Raw genomic sequence first — 16,067 nt, forward strand, 5'->3', positions numbered from 1 at the left:
TTTGGATAATTCAAATATACATGGATCCGCGACGCAACCCTTACGCTCCCGGGGCCGGAACGCCTCCGCCCGATCTTGCGGGCCGGGACGAAATACTGGAACGCGCCAGCGTGGCCCTCGACCGAATTCGCGCGGGCCGCGCAGCGCGCAGTTTCATCTATTATGGCCTGCGCGGTGTCGGCAAAACCGTTCTGCTCAACAACATCAGGCTTGATGCGGAAACGAGAGAAATTGCAGCTGTCTGGATGGAAGCGCCGGAAGGACGCTCCCTTCCCGGCGTACTGGCGCCCGCATTGCGCACCGCCCTGTTGCGGCTAAACCGCGGCGCGGCGGCAAAGGCCGCCGCCGCCCGCGCCATGCGCGCGCTAGCCGGTTTCGTCAAAGCCCTCAAAGTTAAATATGACGACATCGAAGTCGGCGTCGATTTCGAAACGGAAAAAGGTCTGGCGGATTCCGGCGATCTCGATATGGATCTTATGGATTTGCTGATGGCGATCGGCGAGGCGGCGAAGGAACGCGACACGGCGTTCGTCATGTTTATCGATGAATTGCAATACGTGCCGGAAGAGCAACTGGCGGCGTTGGTCTCCGCCCTGCATCGTGTGGCGCAAAGCCAGTTGCCCGCAACAATGGTCGCCGCCGGTCTGCCGCAACTTCTGGCGCAGATGGGGCGGGCAAAATCATACGCCGAGCGTCTGTTCGAGTTTATCGAGATCACGCCGCTGGCGCAGCAAGCCGCCCGCGACGCGATTATCAACCCCGCTCAGTCGGAAAACGTTCAGTACAGAAATAACGCCGTAGATGAAATCATTCATCAAACGGGCTGTTACCCCTATTTCCTTCAGGAATGGGGGAAACACGCTTGGGACGCCGCCGGGAAATCGCCCATTACCCGAACCGATGTGGAAGCCGCAACCGTGACTGCGCTGGCCGAGCTTGACGACAGTTTTTTTCGCGTCCGTTTCGATCGGTTGACGCCGGCGGAAAAGCGGTATCTGCGCGCCATGGCGGAATTGGGAAGCGGGCCCCACCGTTCCGGCGATATTGCTGATATTCTCAAGAAAAAGGTCAGCGAGGTGGCGCCGGTGCGCGCCAAGCTCATCAACAAGGGAATGATCTACAGCCCGTCTCACGGCGACAACGCCTTTACCGTGCCGCTCTTCGACGGCTTCATGAAACGGGTCATGCCGAAGGTGGAGCGGTGAGCAAGGCGCTGGGGGTTTACGTTCACTGGCCCTATTGCGCGCGAATTTGCCCTTACTGCGATTTCAATGTTTACAAAAATCGCGCCATTGACGCCGCCGCCTGGAAAAAAGCACTCACAAAAGACTTGAGCCATTGGGCGCGGCGAACGGGGCAGGGAAAACTGACAAGCCTTTATTTCGGCGGCGGTACGCCCTCGCGCGCGCCTGTTGAAATCATTGGTCATGTTATTGAAACCTGCGAATTCTTGTGGGGCTTTGAACAAGGTGCGGAAATCACGCTGGAAGCCAATCCAACGGATACGGAACAATTGCACTTCAAGGAAATAGCGAATGCAGGCGTCAACCGGCTATCGCTGGGCGTGCAGTCGCTGCGCGATGAGGCGCTCGCCTTTCTTGGCCGTGATCACGACGCAGACGCCGCAAGACGCGCGATTGAATGCGCGCAAGAAACATTCGCGCGGATGACATTTGATCTGATTTACGCGCGGCCCAGGCAGACAATTGAAGACTGGCGCGCAGAACTCACCGAAGCGCTGGCGTTCGGCGCGGGGCATTTGTCGCTTTATCAATTGATGATAGAGCCAGCAACCGCGTTCGCGCGCGCCGTTGATAAAGGCCGATGGGCGCCGCTGGACGATGATCGAAGCGCGGATTTGTTCGATGCGACACAGGAATTAACAGCGCAAGCGGGCCTGCCCGCCTATGAAATTTCCAATCACGCACGCCCCGGCGATCAATCGCGACATAATCTCGTTTACTGGACTTATGGCGACTATGTCGGCGTCGGGCCCGGCGCGCATGGGCGGCTGAGCGCAAACGGCGCACGCATCGCCACCGAAACGCTGGCGCGTCCGGAAGATTATCTAACCGCCGCCGCCGCCAATGCGCCAATGCATGTTGAAGCGCCGCTCAGCGCTACAGAAGCGAACATTGAGCGCTTTTCCATGGGATTGAGGCTTATCGATGGTATGGCGTTGCAGCCGGATGATTGTTTCTTTGAACAGGGTGGCGCGCGCGAAAAATTGCGGCGGCTCGTCGAGGACGGCTTTCTCATCTGGAATGGAGAACTACTGAAAGCCAGCGGCAATGGACGCCGTCTCCTGAACCGCGTCCTTTACGAACTTCTCGGATGAGCGCAAGAAACGATGATGAACGAGCTTTCCGACCTTGCCCATATTATCGAGCTTTCCGTGGCGCCGGTTTTCCTGCTGGCCGGGATCGGGGCTTTCCTGAATGTCGTCGCGGCGCGGCTGGCGCGCATCGTTGACCGTTCAAGAACGCTGGAATCACGCTGCAATGAAGGTCCGGACGCGACGGAAATCGAACGGCTTCGCGCTGAACTCGGGATTCTCGACAAGCGCACGGTTTACGCGCAGCGAGCGATTTTTCTTTTCTCCTTCGCGGCGCTACTGGTTTGTCTTGTTGTGGCGACGCTGTTTGTCGGCGACTTTATCGATCTCGCCGTTGGCGCGCTGGTGGCGCTCATGTTCATCGCCGCCATGTTCGCGATGATTGGCGGACTGGCGCTATTTCTGATGGAAATCTCCATCGCGACGCGCACGCTGCGCGTGCGTCCGGAATTGTTTTTGAAACGATAGTTTTGTTTGGCGCGGCCCGAGCCTAGACTACTGTTATGACCCCTGAACAAAGAGAACGTTACGCCCGCCATATCCTCCTGCGCGAGGTGGGGGGACAGGGCCAGCAAAAACTGATGGATGCGCGCGTGCTGGTTGTCGGGGCCGGCGGGCTTGGCGCGCCCATACTGCAATATCTGGCCGGGGCAGGCGTTGGAACGCTCGGCGTCGCGGATGACGACGCCGTTTCGCGTTCAAACCTGCAGCGCCAGACGATCTTTCACACAGATGATATCGGACGGCCGAAAACACAAAGCGCCGGTGAGTTTATTGAACGGTTAAACCCCAATGTCGGCGTGCATGAGCACACGCGCATCACACAGGACAACGCTGCGGAAATTATCGACGCTTACGACCTTGTTGTTGAAGGGGTCGATAATTTTCAAACGCGCTATGTTGTGAACGCAGCATGTATCGCCGCCAGGGTCCCGCTCGTTTCCGCCGCAGTCGGCAGGTTCGAGGGCCAGCTTTCTACGTTCAAACCATATGAAAAACCAGGTGCGGCGCCTTGTTATCGCTGCCTCGTGCCGGAGGAGCCGCCGCAGGACCAGCAGATCAACTGCGCCGAGGAAGGCGTCCTCGGCGCTGTAACCGGCGTTATGGGCGCACTCGCGGCGATGGAAGTCATGAAAGAGCTGTTGGGCGTCGGCGAAAGCCTTTCCGGGCGTCTGCTTTTATATGACGGCCTGGCGGGCTCAACGCGCACCATTCGCCTGCCGGCGGACCCTGATTGCCCGGACTGCGGCAGTTAGCGGAAAAATCAGTCTTCGAGGGTGATAACGACGACGCTGCCGGGTGCGACGGCGACTTTCGTTTCATCGAAACGCGGCTTTCGCAATTTTGGCTTTACGCCATTTGAAAACGCCACTGGCTCTTTCGGGCGTCCGAGTATGTTGCCACGGTTCAAGACGCCGTCGCCATTCTTATCAAGATAGGCGGCGAAGGAATATTCGCCAGGCTCGAGACCGAGAAGGGGCACGACGGCGACGCCGTCCTCATCCAGCGCGCCTTCATTTTTAAGGCGCGGCGTTTCCAGAAACTTGTCTTCGCTGTCATAGACCGTAAGCCGGACCGCCTGCCCGGGTTTTGTCTTGAATTCCGTTTTAATCGCCGCCACGACCGACGCGGGGTCGGCGTATTTGGCGAACGGATCAGGCAAATCGGGCGCGGAATCGGCGTGTGATACGCCAAAGAGCGCCGCTAAAACCCCTATCCCCAAAAATCTACGCACTTTATTGCTCTCAATCCACGCGTCACTGTTACGGTAATGGCCCTCAACTAGCGCAAAAGTAAGGCGGCGCAAGGGGCTTTACGTAAGCTTAACCTTATGATGCGCCGCGAACCTTGCGATTCAACTAAAATTCGAAGGATTTCGCGTCAAAGTGAGACAGGTGTTACCGGATAGCGACGCCGCTGGTCACGAACCCGGCGATTTTCGGCATCCAGGGAACATAGCGCTGCTCCAGCGCCTGAATGCGAAACCCCGCCAAGGTGACGCGTTCAGCCGGTTTCCGGTTTAAATTGCATCCCCCCGCCACACGCTTCCATGAGCCGTTCAGGCGATCCTGCCAACGCGCCACGCCCTTATCCGGCGCCGCCCCGTGTTCCAGAAAAACGAGTTTGCAGCCCGGTTTCAAAACGCGGCGCATGCCGGCCAGCGCCTGATCCACCCCTGAAATCGTGCACAGGGAAAACGTTACAAGCACCGTATCGACAGATTCATCCGGTAGCGGAATTTCTTCTCCCGGAAGGTCGAGCCATTCGACTGGAAAAGGCAACCTCGATACACGCGGTTCGGCGAGCTTCCTCCAGGACGCGGAAGGCTCAAGCGCATAAAGATGTGAAATGTTTTCGCGATTGTAATATGGCTCGTTGTGACCGGAGCCAAATCCGATCTCCAGCACGCGGCCCGTGGCTTGAGGCACAATTTTAGCGCGTTCATCCGAGATTGGCTTTACGCCGCAAATGCACGAGACGAGGCGCGGTTCAATATGGCGATCGTAAAAGTTCATGCCCTAGACCCGATTGTTTAACAGGACCGCGCCACATGGCGAAACCAACATAGCGCTATTTAGGTGCGCCGCGGCGGCGCGTCCCCGCTGGAGGCGTTTTGCAAATCAATTGCCCGCTTTGGGCTCCAGATTATCGTCAAGACCCGGGATAACGCGGTCAGGCGGCTTATGGCCGTCAGCAAACATTTTGATATTAATGATCATTCGCTCGCCCATTTCCGCCCGGCTTTCCACGGTCGCCGACGCCATATGCGGCAACAGCACCACATTCGGCGCTTTCAACAGTTTTTCACTGGGCGTGCCGCGCTCATAAACGTCCAGCCCTGCGCCCGCGAGACGGCCTTCTTCGATCATGCCCGCCAGTGTCTCTTCGTCGACGAGCTCGCCGCGGGAAATATTGACCACATAGGCCTGAGGCTGAAGCAGTTCGAGACGGCGTCTCGACAAAAGATGAAAAGTCGCCGGCGTATGCGGACAGTTGATGGAAACGATGTCTACACGCGCCAGCATCTGGTCGAGACTGTCCCAATAGGTGGCTTCCAGTTCTTCTTCGATATGCGGATTAATCGGCGAGCGATTGTGATAATGGATGGAAAGTCCAAACGCCCGCGCGCGTCTTGCGATTGCCTCGCCCACACGGCCAAGCCCGATAATCCCGAGCTTCTTGCCGCGAACCCGCCGGCCGAGCATCCAGGTTGGAGACCACCCGTGAAACGCGCCGTTTTCCAGCGCATGCACGCCCTCCACCAGCCGGCGCGGCACGGCGAGGATCAGCGCCATCGCCATGTCCGCGGCGTCTTCGGCCAGTACGGAAGGCGTATTGGTGACCGTAATCCCCCGCGCATTGGCGGCGGCGACATCGATATGATCTGTCCCCGCGCCAAAATTCGCCACGAGTTTCAGGCGCTCGCCTGCGGCGTCAAAAAACGCCGCATCCAATTTGTCGCCCAGCGTCGGCGCCAGTACGTCAACATTTTGCGCCAGGCCCAGAAGCGCTTCCGGCGATAATGGCGCATCGCGGTCATTCAAGGTGGCATCGAACAGATCTGTCAGCCGCGCCTCAACCGAGGCGGGCAATTTTCGCGTGACGGCGACACACACAGATTTTGCGTTCATGGGCCGGCCTTTAAATCGCGCTTAAATCTTGCTGGTTTTCGCGCCGTGGTTAACCGAAGATTAACGGCTTTGCTGTTCGGTAAAGGTTTATTCATCATCTATAGTTTTGAGCGCCCCCTTTATGACGCGTCAACATTCTCCTGCGGCCGCCCTTTGCGGTCTCGCCCTGTATTTGACCGGACCCGCCCCTTACGCGCAAGCCGCTTCGGCGACTGAGCCGCGGGAATCGGCGGCGGCCGAAATTCGCATGGATACGCCTTCAGGCTACCCGGTACCCCGCCTTGTATCACTGAAATCAAAAAAAACCTTCTGCCGCACAGGCCCAAGTTTTTCGCATCCGGTGCGGTTGACCTATATGCGGCAGGGGCTGCCGGTGGTGGTCGTCGCTGAAACCCATGACCACTGGCGCAAGATTCGCGATTCCGAAAACGATGAGTGCTGGACCCACAAATCAAAGCTTTCGGGAAACCTGACGGCGCTCGTTCTGGAAGACGGGCTGGCCATCCGGAGCAAACCCGCCGTCTCAGCCCCCGTTAAAGCCAGGTTTGGCCGAGGCCTCGTTGCGCGTGTTGATGACAGGCGGGAGGGCTGGATCAAAATATCCGCTGCCGGCGTCAAGGGCTGGGCGCCCAGTTCGGCGTTCTGGGGGGCCGGGGCGTCCTCGCCCTGAATCAATGCTGCGTCGCATAATTGACCCAAACGGGGCGCATCTATACCAAGCGCAGGGATAAACCGCTTCGTTTTATGGAAGCGGACGGCAACGTTTAGTTCAGAACAGGGCGCATGAGCGAAAGTAAAAACAGTTACAGCCGCGAAGACCTTTTGGAATGCGGTTATCACGGCTTGCGCGGCAAAGGCACGGCGCAGTTGCCCGTGCCGCCGATGCTGATGTTCGACCGGATTACACATATCAGTGATGAAGGCGGACATTATGGAAAAGGCCGGGTCGAAGCGGAACTCGATATCAATCCGGATTTGTGGTTTTTTGACTGCCATTTTCCCGGCGACCCGGTGATGCCTGGCTGTCTCGGGCTTGACGCCTTATGGCAACTGGTCGGCTTTTACCTGACCTGGACAGGCGCGCCCGGTCATGGCCGCGCGCTGGGGGCAAAGGAAGTAAAGTTCTCGGGCATGGTTGTACCCAGCGCCAAGAAGGTTACCTATGAGCTGGATGTCCGCCGCATGATGCGGCGTCCCTTGATCCTCGGCATCGCTGACGGGATTATGAAAGTCGATGATCGCCAGATTTACCAGGCGAAAGATTTGAGAGTGGGCCTGTTTTCCGCAGAAGAACTGGCCGCCGGGCTTTCGTTGTAAATCCGAGCGTTATCGTCTGAGAATGAAAGGAACCCTATGCGTCGCGTTGTGATTACCGGAATGGGCGTCGTTTCCTCGATTGGCGCCAATGTAGATGAGGTCAAAACCTCGCTTTACGAAGGTAAGTCCGGAACGGCGCATGATGAAAGTTTCGCCGAGCATGGCTTTAAATGCCAGGTCTCGGCGCGCCCTGGCGTCAATGTCGAAGAAATGCTGGACCGCCGCACCAGGCGTTTCATGGGCGAAGGCGCTGCATGGAACTATATCGCCATGCAGGAAGCGCTAAAGCAATCGGGACTTTCAGAAGACGACGTCAGTCATCCGATGACGGGCATTATCATGGGTTCAGGCGGCCCTTCCACAAAAGCAATCGTCGAAGCCGCAGACGTAAACCGGAAAACGGGTTCAACAAAACGCATCGGCCCGACCGTCGTGCCGAAAGCCATGGGATCGACCAACTCGGCGACGCTTGCTGTGCCATTTAAAATTCTGGGGGTGAACTATACGATTTCCTCCGCCTGTGCGACGTCCGTTCACTGTATCGGCGCGGCGGCGGAACAGATCATGTGGGGCAAGCAGGACGTTGTTTTCGCCGGCGGCGGTGAAGAGCTGGACTGGACACTTTCCAATATTTTCGACGCTATGGGCGCCATGTCGACTGATTTTAACGACCGGCCGGAAGTGGCGAGCCGCGCTTACGACAAAGACCGCGACGGTTTCGTCATCGCCGGGGGCGCCGCCACCGTCGTGCTGGAAGAATATGAGCGCGCAAAAAAACGCGGCGCGCCCATTCTTGGGGAAATTGTCGGTTACTTCGCTAACTCTGACGGTTACGACATGGTGCAGCTTTCCGGTGAAGGCGCGGTGCGCTGCATGCGCGGGACCCTGGAAACCGTTCGGGCGCCGATTGATTATGTTAATCCGCACGGCACATCGACGCCAGTCGGAGACCAAAAAGAAACGCAGGCCATTCGCGAGGTGTTCGGCTCGGAAATTCCGCCGCTTTCCTCAACAAAGTCTCTCACAGGCCATTCGCTCGGCGCCGTCGGCGCACAGGAGTTGGTTTACGGCCTCATCATGATGCGCGACAATTTTCTCGCCGCATCTGCGCATATTGAAAACATTGATCCGGAATTTGAGGATTTGCCGATCATTCGCGAGCGCATTGATAACGCAAAAATCGACTGTTTTCTGACGAACAGTTTTGGCTTCGGCGGCACGAATGGCTGCCTCGCCGTAGCGCGGGTATAAAGTTGAACCAGACGGCGCTCATCGCCATTTTGGTTTCGGCGGTAATCGCAAGCATCGGCTTATGGTGGTTTCGGCTGGTGCTTCCGGTGGTGCGCAAACAACCTAAAAATATCCGCTACGGCGTTTACGCTCTTATCTGGCTCGCCTATTTCATTTTATCCGTGATAGTGATGGGCCGCGCCGGATAGTGCGCAGGCGAAGGAAGGATCAGAAAACATGGCTGACGATACGGGTTTTCCCAAGGGCGATTTGATGAAAGGAAAACGCGGGCTCATCATGGGGGTCGCGAATAAAAACTCCATTGCCTGGGGCATCGCGCAGCAACTCACGGCGCAAGGCGCCGAACTCGCCTTTTCCTATATTCCCGCCATGGAAAGCCGGGTCAGCCAGCTCGCTGAAAGCATTGGCGTTAAGTTCCTCGTGCAGGCGGACGTCATGAGCGACGACGACATGGACGCCGCGTTCTCGAAAATAAAAGACGAATGGGGGAAGATCGATTTTCTCGTCCACGCCATCGCCTTCACCGACAAAGAGGCGCTGAAAGGTTCATTCGTGGAGAACACGACGCGCCAGAATTTTAAGGATACGATGGACGTCTCGGCGTTTTCCTTTGTCGACGCTGCGCGACGCTCGGCGGAACTCATGCCGGACGGCGGCGCCATGATTACGCTCACATATCTTGGCTCTGAACGCACCGTGCCCAATTACAATGTGATGGGCGTCGCAAAGGCGACGCTGGAAGCCTCAATGCGATATGTCGCCCGCGACCTTGGCCCCAAGGGCATCCGCGTCAATGCGATTTCCGCCGGACCCATGAAAACCCTCGCCATGGCCGGCATATCAGGCGGGCGCCAGTTAATGTCCACGGGCCGCGACTGGTCGTTACTGAAGCAAGATACAACGATAGAAGGCGTCGCCGGCGCTGCGCTTTATCTGCTTTCCGATCTCGGCCTTTCATGCGCCGGCGAAGTGCTGCATGTGGATGCCGGTTTTCACGTTGTCGCCGTGCCTGATGGTATTGGCGCTAAGGAATAAGCCGCTAATCAGTTCTGCGCCGCCGCTTTCTCAAGGTAAGGCAGCGGATCAACGCTGACATAGCCTGGCGTATTCTCAGCGAAATGATCAAGCCAGAATTTGTGCCCCGCTCCATATACAACGACAATGCGGTCGCCCGGTTTTGTCACCTGCATCAGTTTTGAGAAGATTTTCGCGTTGCGCATGAACCAGTATGACTGAAGCTCCGCGCCGGGTTGGTCTTCGCCGCGATCATATTCGAAAGTGCGGTAATAAAAATCCTTGCTGAGCGCGACGGTTTCCGGCGTGTTTTGTTCAATCAACAACTCAGCAACATTGTGGTCTTTCTGAAGCGCGGAAAAATCAGAGACAATCTTTCGAATTTCCGCGACTTGGTTCTCTAACTTTTCGCCTTGCCCTGTCGCTGAAGCATGAGCGCTGAGCCTGTCAAAGGGGAAATAGTCCGGTTCGCCTTCACTTGGCTGCTCATCGACGCCATAAACGCGATCAAGGCTGGCTTGGGATGCAAGACGGTATCCGATTTGCGCCCGTTCATTGGCGTTCTCGGTTAACGCCGTCGGCGTGAAGGCGTTAAAATTTGCGTCCACATATGAAGGCGCGTCCGTAACGCGCTCAACAGCAACAACGGTTGGCCTGAATTCCGCGAGCGCATTTACAACAGCGGCGATTTCCGCCTGCCGCTGATCGGTCAGCATATTTTCAATTTCAGCATTCGCCACATCCTGACCGGGATTGGTCATATGGAACGTTCCGACAACCATTATTTGGATAGCGGGTGCAGACGGGCCTGAGGCCAATGATTGCGCTGATTCAGAATCCGCCTCTTGCGCGTTGCAAGCGGCTGTCAGGGCGAGCATCGCCCCCAATAGCTGTTTGATCATTTTTTGGGTCCCCTTGTCTTTTTACGCGACCTTTGCGTATTTACCCGGGGGCGTAAACAGCGAACGCGATAAGGGGTTTGCTTTTAAAGCCGGGCCGCCGCACCAGGACTTGATTTACTGCGCCGCCGGTAGATTACTGCGCCGCCAGGGGCGCAGGCGCGCGACGATGCTCAAGCGCTGGGCCTGTCGGGCGCCCTTCGAAGTCGGTCCAGCAGCGATTTTTATAATCATAGAGCTTACAATTTTTCATGATACGGAAGAAATCGCCCAGGCGGAATTCATACGACGTTACTGCATCCCCGTACCGGGCGCGCAAAAGCTTTCCCGCTTTATCAAGGTGATAAATGGGAATCGTTGTCAGGGCGTGATGCGCCGTATGCTCCATCACGTTGTAATAAAGGCCAAGCCATTTCAGGGCCGGAATTTCAAGATGCGTGGTTCCTTCAATGGACGACTGGTAGAATGACCAGTCCTCGGTCTTGTCGAACCAGTGCCCGTCTTCATGTGCGTGATGGAGAAAGAAACTGAAAGAGGCGAGGAAATTCCAGACAATCATCGGGAGCAGCCAGGCAACCGCAAAAATCTCCAGAAGGCTGCGCTCCGGATGCCACCATTTTCCAAGAATGAGCATGCCCGCAATGATGGCGCCGTGCCCAAGTACAACGAAAACTGAATCCCAGAAATACCGCTTCCACTGGGTGCGCGTTTCCCTCGCGATCGGCAAAATGAGTTTCGGAATCCAGATGGAAATCGGATAGTTCAAAAACTGCCCGGCGACGCCGCGATTGAGCCGTTCCAGCAAGCGTCGCAACAAACCGGCGTCTTGATATTCTTCGACTGACATTGGCGTCCACACATAATCGACGCCCTTGAAATTCGTCTTGCCGTGATGGAAGCGATTATGGCCCGTCTCCCATAGGCTCGCCGAATGCGCTGTTGGCAGAAAAGCAAGACGCCCCAAAATCTGGTTCGCGCGCAGCGTGGGCAGAAAGCATTTATGGACGCAATCATGACCGATGATGAACAAAAGGCCGAGCGCAAAGCCGTTCGCGAACCCTGCAAGGAGATTCACTACCGCCGGAAAGGGCCCCAGCGCACCGTAAAGCGTCAGAAAGTATAACGCGAAATGGATAAGCGCCAGGCGAACGCCTTTTGTCCATGACGGCGTTTCGACCGCACGGCGTTCGTCTTCGGTCAGCCATTCATAAGGCCGTCCAGTGGGCGATATTGCGCCTGTCATGTTGTCCGTTTCTTGATCACAAACGGTAGATTAGACCTGCGCGCCTGTCGATCAAGACGCCGCATCGCCTCAGCGGCATTAATTCGTATGCGAAACCGTCAAGCACCCTTCTTGCTTTCGATCCAGGCGTCGATTTTTCGCTCCAGCACCTGCATGGGCATGGATCCGGAAAGCAGAACTTGATCGTGAAATTCACGAATGTCGAATGCCTCTCCCAGTTCGGCCTCCGCCTTGGCGCGGAACGCCCCGATCCGTATCATGCCGAGCTTGTAAGAGCAGGCTTGGGCTGGGACAGCCGCATAACGTTCAATTTCTCGGGTTACCGATGCGCGCGTTTCACCGGTGGCGGCGACCATGTAATCAATCGCCTGTTCTCGGGACCAGCGTTTATGATGCATCCCGCTATCAACGACGAGCCGCGCCGCACGAAAAATCTCCGCCTGAAGCCGGCCCAGATCGCCGAGCGGGTCGCCTTCGTACATGCCCATTTCCTTCGCGAGTTGTTCGCCGTAGAGCGCCCAGCCTTCTGAGAATTCCGAATAGCTCAACATATTTCTGATAAGCGGCATGTCGTCGATGGAGCGCTGCAGAGATGTCTGAAAATGATGTCCCGGCACGGCTTCATGATGGGTCAGCGTGCGCAGGCTGAATTTCGGATTGTCCGCCGTACTCTTGAGATTGATCCAGTAATTGCCGGGACGCGACCCGTCGATCGGCCCTGGTGAGTAATAAGCGCCCGGCGATGAATCCTGTTCGTAAACAGGAATACGGCGCACCTCTACGGATTGCTCCGGCAGGACATTGAACCATTGCGGCGCAACGGCCATCACCGCATTGATCTGCTCACGCAGCATCGACAGCAATTCTTCACGGCCCTGATCGTTATTGGCGAAAACACTTTCAGGACGCGCCGAGATAATTTCCATTCGCTCAGCGACGCTGCCTTGCGCCAGCCCCTCGGCTTTTAAAATTGCGTCCATTTCCGCAGTAATGCGTTCCACTTCCGAAAGACCGAGTTCATGAATGTCTTCGCCGGTCATGCCGCCAGCGCCATACGCATTCAGGGCAAACTGATAATACGCCTCCCCTTCTTCACCGAGCCGCCATACGCCAGGCGTATCGTCCGATTGCGCCAGCAATTGCTCCATCGCCGCGGTGAGCCGTTGATAGGCCGGATAAACATTCGCCGTCAGCGCCTGGGTGGCGCGCTCTGTAAAGTCGGCTCTGTCTTCCGCGCTGAGCCCTTCAACGTTTGCCAGCTTTTCGTTCAGCGTGACAATCAAGGGGTTGTCCGCAGGCGCGGTCTGCGCAAACCCTTCCAGTGAGGCGATAACGCCGTTGATTACAAAACGCGGCGGCACAACCCCCAACGCAGCATCCGCGCCGATCGTTTCGATGGCCTCGTCGAAAGCACGGCCAAATTCATTCATGCGCGCGATGTAAGCCTCCGCATCAGCCCGCGTTTCAAGCGGCTGGCCTGTGGTTAACAGTTGCGGCAAAGTCAGATGGAGCCCGGTGAGCTGCGTTACGAAATACGGCGTAATCGCCCAGCCGGCGCCCACCGCCGGCACGGCGCCGCCAGCGGGCGCAGCGCCGCCGAAATCAAACTGGTTGCGCCGCGCGGCGGTATCATACGCGTTCTTCAGAACGTCGTACGTCGTCGCCGCGGTATCTGTCAGCGCCGAGCGGTTATAGCTTCGTAATTCCTGCAGGAATTGTTCATTAAGGGCGCGCATATTCTGATGCGCTTCAAAACCGTAGCCGCCGAGGCGCGCATTATAGCCTGCGCCCGCAATCTCCTCCGACACGCCGAGATCGCTGGCGCTTTCAGGGTTTTGCTCAAGCCACAGAATACTATGGCGCTCCGCCATGGCCAGAAAAGCCTCGGACGGATCGGCGGGTTCTGTTTCAACATTGTCCAACTCATCGGCGACAGGGGCGCTGTTTTCGACAGGCGAGGAGCGATCGCCGCAAGAACCGGCCGCCAGCAATGCGCAAAGCCCAGCTCCCGCTGCAATCTGCTTTCTGAAAATTCTCATTGTCCCCGTCCCCTTAATCTTCCCGCGTCCGAATCACGTTTGAGATTAGCGCCGCCGCGCGCCTATCCAAAGCGCCTATGCTCTGTTTGGCGCCTGAAAAAAGAAAAGCGGCGCCCGATTGCCACAGGCCCCGCTTTCCACAAGATATTAAATAAAATCAAGCGATTAATCCCGCTCAATCTCCTTGCCGGACTCCTGATCGACTACTTTCATGGAAAGACGGACTTTGCCGCGGTCATCAAAACCGAGAAGTTTCACGAAAACTTCGTCGCCTTCCTTGACCACATCAGTCGTTTTTTCTGGGCGCCCGTCGGATAGTTGCGAGATATGCACAAGCCCGTCGCGCGGCCCGAAGAAATTCACGAACGCGCCGAAATCCATGGTCTTGACGACTTTGCCTTTGTAGATTTCTCCGACTTCCGGCTCGGCCACAATGGAATGAATCCATTTATACGCCGCATCAATCTGCGCCTTGTCGCTCGACGCAATCTTGATGAGACCTTCATCGTCCACATTAATCTTGGCGCCGGTTTCTTCGACTATCTGGCGGATCACTTTACCGCCTGACCCGATAACGTCCCGGATCTTGTCCTTGGAGATCTGCATTGTTTCGATCCGCGGCGCGTAATCGCCAAGCTCTTCGCGGGCGTGGTCGAGCGCTTTACCCATCTCGCCGAGAATATGCATGCGGCCGTCTTTCGCCTGACCAAGTGCAACTTGCATGATCTCTTCCGTGATGCCGGCGATCTTGATGTCCATCTGCAGGGAGGTAACGCCCTGATCGGTGCCGGCCACCTTGAAGTCCATGTCGCCAAGATGATCCTCGTCGCCGAGAATATCGGACAGGACGGCGTATTTCTCACCCTCGAGAATCAGCCCCATGGCGATGCCCGCCACCGGACGCTTGATCGGCACGCCGCCATCCATCATGGCGAGCGACGCCCCGCAGACAGTCGCCATTGAAGACGAGCCGTTGGATTCGGTGATCTCCGAGACCAGACGAATAACGTAAGGAAATTCTTCCTGGGTCGGAAGAACAGCTTTCAGCGCACGCCAGGCGAGCTTGCCGTGGCCGATCTCGCGGCGGCCAGTAAAGCCCATACGGCCAACTTCGCCGACCGAATAGGGAGGGAAGTTGTAGTGCAGAAGGAACGCTTCCTTACGCGTGCCTTCCAGCGCGTCGATAAACTGCTCATCCTCGCCAGTGCCGAGAGTCGCCACCACCAGCGCCTGCGTTTCGCCGCGCGTGAACAGCGACGAGCCATGCGTGCGCGGAAGAACGCCGGCTTCGGCGACAATCGGACGGACCGTTTTCGTGTCCCGGCCGTCTATGCGTTCCCCGGTATCGAGAATGCCGCCGCGCACGATATCAGATTCAATAGACTTGAAGGCGCCGCCAACAACCGATTTGGAGGGCGCCGCTTCATTTTCATCATCGCATAACGCTTCGACCGCTTTATCCTTGGCCGCCGCCAGCGCATTCTGGCGATCCTGCTTGATAGTGATTTTATACGCCGCACGCACATCGTCTTCCACAAGGCCGCGCACTTTGGATTCTACGTCAGAATTGTCTGGCGGCGTAAATTCCCACGGCTCTTTGGCGCAATCTTCCGCGAAATCGATAATCAGACCAATGGCCTCCTTCGCCGCTTTGTGGCCGGCATTCACCGCGCCGAGCATGACGTCTTCGGAAAGCTCTTTGGCTTCGGATTCCACCATCATCACGGCGTCGGACGTGCCGGCCATGACGAGATCGAGCTGCGTGTCCGGCATTTCATCGATGGTCGGATTCAGAACGTAATCACCGTTGATATAACCAACGCGCGCCGCAGCAATCGGACCCATAAACGGCACGCCGGCAATCGTCAGCGCCGCAGACACCGCGATCATGGCGACAACGTCCGGGTCGTTCTCAAGATCGTGGCTCAACACTTGAGCAACGACGAGCACTTCGTTTTTAAAGCCCTTGGCGAACAACGGGCGGATTGGCCGGTCGATAAGGCGCGAGGTCAGCGTTTCTTTTTCAGTCGGACGCGCTTCACGTTTGAAGTACCCGCCCGGTACACGACCGGCGGCGTAATAACGCTCCTGATAATGTACTGTGAGTGGAAAGAAATCGAAATTAGGGTTCGGTTCCTTGGCAGCTGTGACCGCGGCAAGGACAGTGGTATCACCGTAAGTCGCAAGCACGGCGCCGTCAGCCTGTCGCGCAATACGCCCTGTTTCGAGCGTCAGCGTTCTGCCGCCCCATTCGATCGATTTTTTCGTGATGTTAAACATAAGTTCTCTTCTTTTCTTACGTGACGGCTTCCGCGCGGATCGCGAAAGCCCGGGGTT

Annotated in this window: 16 protein-coding genes; 9 read left to right on the forward strand and 7 right to left on the reverse strand. The window is 57.0% G+C overall.

Annotated elements, in window-relative coordinates:
• Window positions 1–20 precede the first annotated feature (20 nt).
• From ACQK2Q_RS14030 to ACQK2Q_RS14045, 4 genes are read left to right on the forward strand one after another with little or no spacing between them, the layout of a single operon-like run.
• Window positions 21–1,205: an ATP-binding protein gene (locus ACQK2Q_RS14030; protein ID WP_425410366.1), complete on the forward strand. Its 1,185-nt coding sequence runs from the start codon at window positions 21–23 to the stop codon at window positions 1,203–1,205.
• Complete coding sequence (hemW, locus tag ACQK2Q_RS14035; protein WP_425410367.1) at window positions 1,202–2,338, forward strand: radical SAM family heme chaperone HemW; 1,137 nt, start codon at window positions 1,202–1,204, stop codon at window positions 2,336–2,338. Before ACQK2Q_RS14030 ends, hemW begins: the two co-directional genes overlap by 4 nt.
• 12 nt (window positions 2,339–2,350) lie before the next feature.
• The gene (locus ACQK2Q_RS14040; protein ID WP_425410368.1) at window positions 2,351–2,803 is read left to right on the forward strand and encodes a DUF2721 domain-containing protein; all 453 of its coding nucleotides are present in this window, start codon (window positions 2,351–2,353) and stop codon (window positions 2,801–2,803) included.
• A 35-nt stretch (window positions 2,804–2,838) separates the two neighbouring features.
• Entirely contained in the window at window positions 2,839–3,591 is a 753-nt protein-coding gene (locus tag ACQK2Q_RS14045) for a HesA/MoeB/ThiF family protein (protein ID WP_425410369.1), read from the forward strand.
• Between the two features lie 8 nt (window positions 3,592–3,599).
• On the opposite strand, the gene ACQK2Q_RS14050 is transcribed toward ACQK2Q_RS14045, so the two are convergent.
• The 3 genes from ACQK2Q_RS14050 to ACQK2Q_RS14060 form a co-directional block, all read right to left on the reverse strand.
• The gene (locus ACQK2Q_RS14050; protein WP_425410370.1) at window positions 3,600–4,070 is read right to left on the reverse strand and encodes a DUF2141 domain-containing protein; all 471 of its coding nucleotides are present in this window, start codon (window positions 4,068–4,070) and stop codon (window positions 3,600–3,602) included.
• Between the two features lie 163 nt (window positions 4,071–4,233).
• Complete coding sequence (locus tag ACQK2Q_RS14055) at window positions 4,234–4,851, reverse strand: class I SAM-dependent methyltransferase (RefSeq protein ID WP_425410371.1); 618 nt, start codon at window positions 4,849–4,851, stop codon at window positions 4,234–4,236.
• A gap of 105 nt (window positions 4,852–4,956) precedes the next feature.
• Window positions 4,957–5,967, reverse strand: coding sequence for a 2-hydroxyacid dehydrogenase (locus ACQK2Q_RS14060; protein WP_425410372.1), 1,011 nt, complete (start codon window positions 5,965–5,967; stop codon window positions 4,957–4,959).
• Window positions 5,968–6,088: 121 nt separating this feature from the next.
• Here ACQK2Q_RS14060 and ACQK2Q_RS14065 point away from each other — a divergent pair, with 121 nt between their 5' ends.
• From ACQK2Q_RS14065 to ACQK2Q_RS14085, 5 genes are all read left to right on the forward strand, one after another.
• Window positions 6,089–6,637: an SH3 domain-containing protein gene (locus ACQK2Q_RS14065; protein ID WP_425410373.1), complete on the forward strand. Its 549-nt coding sequence runs from the start codon at window positions 6,089–6,091 to the stop codon at window positions 6,635–6,637.
• 113 nt (window positions 6,638–6,750) lie between these two features.
• Entirely contained in the window at window positions 6,751–7,284 is a 534-nt protein-coding gene (fabA, locus tag ACQK2Q_RS14070; protein ID WP_425410374.1) for a bifunctional 3-hydroxydecanoyl-ACP dehydratase/trans-2-decenoyl-ACP isomerase, read from the forward strand.
• A 36-nt stretch (window positions 7,285–7,320) separates the two neighbouring features.
• Complete coding sequence (gene fabB, locus ACQK2Q_RS14075; protein WP_425410375.1) at window positions 7,321–8,535, forward strand: beta-ketoacyl-ACP synthase I; 1,215 nt, start codon at window positions 7,321–7,323, stop codon at window positions 8,533–8,535.
• Between the two features lie 2 nt (window positions 8,536–8,537).
• Window positions 8,538–8,723 (forward strand): hypothetical protein, encoded by a 186-nt coding sequence (locus ACQK2Q_RS14080; protein WP_425410376.1) that lies wholly within the window; start codon window positions 8,538–8,540, stop codon window positions 8,721–8,723.
• A gap of 28 nt (window positions 8,724–8,751) precedes the next feature.
• On the forward strand, window positions 8,752–9,570 hold the full coding sequence (locus ACQK2Q_RS14085; protein ID WP_425410377.1) for an enoyl-ACP reductase FabI: 819 nt from the start codon (window positions 8,752–8,754) through the stop codon (window positions 9,568–9,570).
• A gap of 8 nt (window positions 9,571–9,578) precedes the next feature.
• Here ACQK2Q_RS14085 and ACQK2Q_RS14090 read toward each other — a convergent pair whose 3' ends face one another.
• From ACQK2Q_RS14090 to pnp, 4 genes are all read right to left on the reverse strand, one after another.
• Entirely contained in the window at window positions 9,579–10,451 is an 873-nt protein-coding gene (locus tag ACQK2Q_RS14090; protein ID WP_425410378.1) for a DUF5694 domain-containing protein, read from the reverse strand.
• 133 nt (window positions 10,452–10,584) lie between these two features.
• Window positions 10,585–11,691, reverse strand: a complete 1,107-nt coding sequence (locus ACQK2Q_RS14095; RefSeq protein ID WP_425410379.1) for a fatty acid desaturase — start codon at window positions 11,689–11,691, stop codon at window positions 10,585–10,587.
• A 98-nt stretch (window positions 11,692–11,789) separates the two neighbouring features.
• On the reverse strand, window positions 11,790–13,730 hold the full coding sequence (locus tag ACQK2Q_RS14100) for a DUF885 domain-containing protein (RefSeq protein ID WP_425410380.1): 1,941 nt from the start codon (window positions 13,728–13,730) through the stop codon (window positions 11,790–11,792).
• 165 nt (window positions 13,731–13,895) lie between these two features.
• Window positions 13,896–16,010: a polyribonucleotide nucleotidyltransferase gene (gene pnp, locus ACQK2Q_RS14105; protein ID WP_425410381.1), complete on the reverse strand. Its 2,115-nt coding sequence runs from the start codon at window positions 16,008–16,010 to the stop codon at window positions 13,896–13,898.
• Window positions 16,011–16,067 lie beyond the last annotated feature (57 nt).

This window comes from Hyphococcus sp., assembly GCF_965228385.1.
In the GTDB taxonomy this organism is placed as follows: domain Bacteria; phylum Pseudomonadota; class Alphaproteobacteria; order Caulobacterales; family Parvularculaceae; genus Hyphococcus.

Excerpts from the sequence above, each read along its gene's own strand:
- ACQK2Q_RS14030 (WP_425410366.1), top strand. The coding sequence starts at position 21 with ATGGATCCGCGACGCAACCCTTACGCTCCCGGGGCCGGAACGCCTCCG.
- fabB (WP_425410375.1), top strand. The coding sequence starts at position 7,321 with ATGCGTCGCGTTGTGATTACCGGAATGGGCGTCGTTTCCTCGATTGGC.
- pnp (WP_425410381.1), bottom strand. The coding sequence starts at position 16,010 with ATGTTTAACATCACGAAAAAATCGATCGAATGGGGCGGCAGAACGCTG.
- ACQK2Q_RS14095 (WP_425410379.1), bottom strand. The coding sequence starts at position 11,691 with ATGACAGGCGCAATATCGCCCACTGGACGGCCTTATGAATGGCTGACC.
- ACQK2Q_RS14060 (WP_425410372.1), bottom strand. The coding sequence starts at position 5,967 with ATGAACGCAAAATCTGTGTGTGTCGCCGTCACGCGAAAATTGCCCGCC.
- ACQK2Q_RS14065 (WP_425410373.1), top strand. The coding sequence starts at position 6,089 with ATGACGCGTCAACATTCTCCTGCGGCCGCCCTTTGCGGTCTCGCCCTG.
- ACQK2Q_RS14100 (WP_425410380.1), bottom strand. The coding sequence starts at position 13,730 with ATGAGAATTTTCAGAAAGCAGATTGCAGCGGGAGCTGGGCTTTGCGCA.
- ACQK2Q_RS14090 (WP_425410378.1), bottom strand. The coding sequence starts at position 10,451 with ATGATCAAACAGCTATTGGGGGCGATGCTCGCCCTGACAGCCGCTTGC.
- fabA (WP_425410374.1), top strand. The coding sequence starts at position 6,751 with ATGAGCGAAAGTAAAAACAGTTACAGCCGCGAAGACCTTTTGGAATGC.
- ACQK2Q_RS14045 (WP_425410369.1), top strand. The coding sequence starts at position 2,839 with ATGACCCCTGAACAAAGAGAACGTTACGCCCGCCATATCCTCCTGCGC.
- ACQK2Q_RS14055 (WP_425410371.1), bottom strand. The coding sequence starts at position 4,851 with ATGAACTTTTACGATCGCCATATTGAACCGCGCCTCGTCTCGTGCATT.
- ACQK2Q_RS14040 (WP_425410368.1), top strand. The coding sequence starts at position 2,351 with ATGATGAACGAGCTTTCCGACCTTGCCCATATTATCGAGCTTTCCGTG.
- ACQK2Q_RS14085 (WP_425410377.1), top strand. The coding sequence starts at position 8,752 with ATGGCTGACGATACGGGTTTTCCCAAGGGCGATTTGATGAAAGGAAAA.